The following is a 1,897-nucleotide window of genomic DNA, read 5'->3' on the forward strand; positions in this document are numbered from 1 at the left end:
ATCCGCCAGCTCCGGCGCTACGCCAACCAGCGCGACGAGGTCGAGGCCGAGGAGGGGGTCGAACCGCTCTTCTGGACGAACCAGGTCGTCGTGGCCACCACCGGCCAGGAGGCTCGCCTCGGGTCGTTCACCAGCGGCCCCGAGCACTTCCTGGAGTGGAAGGACACCGCGCCCGTCGACCGCGCCGATGTCGCCTCGGACCTGGGCAAGGAGGTCGCCGCCCTCACCAGCCAGGAGCTGCTCACCGCCGGCGTGCTGCGACCGTCGCACCTGCTCGACCTCGTCCGCCACTTCTCCCTGCTGATGCCGGCCGGGCCCCGGCGGGTGAAGGTCGTGCCCCGGTACCAGCAGTACCGGGCCGTCCACCGGGCCCTCGACCGGCTGCGCACCGGGGACAGCCGGATCGTCGACGGCCACGTCGACCGCCGGGGCGGGGTGATCTGGCACACCCAGGGCTCGGGCAAGTCGCTCACCATGGTGTTCCTCGTGCGGGCCATGCGCTCGGACCCCGACCTGCGTCGCTTCAAGGTCGTCGTCGTCACCGATCGCACCGACCTGCAGATCCAGCTCGGGGCGACCGCCGAGCTCTCCGGGGAGACGGTGAAGGTCGCCCGCTCGAGCAGGGAGCTGCGCACCCACCTGTCCCCTCGCGGGCCGGGACTGGTCATGGCCATGATCCAGAAGTACCGGGCCGACCTGGCCTCGGGGGTCGGGGCGGGCTCGTCCGGCGACGGCGGGGACCTGCGCCTGGCCGGCGGCGACGACGACCAGGGCGACCGGCTCGACGACCTGAACACCGACGAGGCCATCCTCGTCCTCGTCGACGAGGCCCACCGATCACAGGGCTCGATCCTGCACGCCAACCTCCTGGCCGCGCTGCCCAACGCGGCCCGCATCGGCTTCACCGGGACGCCGATCATCATGGGCGCCCGCCAGAAGACCCACGCCATCTTCGGGCCGTTCCTCGACACCTACACCCTGCGCCAGTCCGAGCGCGACGGCTCCACCGTCCCGATCATGTACGAGGGTCGCACCACCGATGCGGCGGTCCAGGGCGCCTCGAACCTCGACGAGGTCTTTCTTCCGCTGGTTCGCCGATCTGACCGACGAGCAGCGCCACGTCCTGCAGCAGCGCTACGCCACCGTGGCCGACGTGCTCGAAGCACCCGAGCTGATCGACGCCAAGGCGCGCGACCTCATCCGCCACTACGTGTCGACGGTGATGCCGGGCGGGTTCAAGGGCCTCGTCGTGGCCAGCAGCCGTCGGGCCTGCGTCCGCTACCACGCGGCTCTCGGCCGGGCCCGCGACGAGCTGGTGGCCGAGCTGGAGGCGTTGCCCGGGTGGCTCCTCGCCGCGCCCGACGATGAGCTCGACGAGGGGCAGCGACTGCTGAAGGCGGCCCACCCCCGCCTCGGGCTGATCCGACGCCTCGACGCGGTGCCCGTGATCTCCGCCGGCACCACGAACGACGATCCGGCGTGGGCGATCTGGACCGACCCCGACAACCACCGCCACCGCGTCGATCAGCTGCACCAGGCGCTGCCCACGGCCGACGACCAGCGTGATCCCGCCCCGGTCGCGCTCCTGATCGTGAAGTCCATGCTCCTCACCGGCTTCGACGCCCCCGAGGCGCAGGTGCTCTACCTCGACCGCTCGATGCGCGAGGCCGAGCTGCTCCAGGCCATCGCCCGGGTCAACCGCACCGCGCCGGGCAAGGACCACGGGCTGGTCGTCGACTACTTCGGGATCACCCAGCACCTCAGCGAGGCCCTGGCCGCCTACGCCGCGCCCGACGGCTCCCTCGACGACGACGTCGAGGAGTCGCTCCACGACCTCACCGAGGAGATCGGACGGCTGAGCGACCGCCACGCCCGGGTGCGCCACCACCTGACGACG

2 protein-coding genes are annotated in these 1,897 nt (G+C 72.0%); both read left to right on the forward strand.

Annotation, left to right across the window (positions count from 1 at the left end; genetic code table 11):
* The coding region (locus VNL12_RS01235; protein WP_325590837.1) for a DEAD/DEAH box helicase family protein at positions 1-1,368 on the forward strand (1,368 nt) is incomplete at its 5' end.
* A partial coding sequence (locus tag VNL12_RS01240; protein WP_325590838.1) for a type I restriction enzyme subunit R domain-containing protein occupies positions 1,316-1,897 on the forward strand: 582 nt, incomplete at its 3' end. The genes VNL12_RS01235 and VNL12_RS01240, both read left to right, overlap by 53 nt.

Origin of the sequence: Iamia sp., from assembly GCF_035575815.1 — a bacterium.
Classification (GTDB): domain Bacteria; phylum Actinomycetota; class Acidimicrobiia; order Acidimicrobiales; family Iamiaceae; genus Iamia.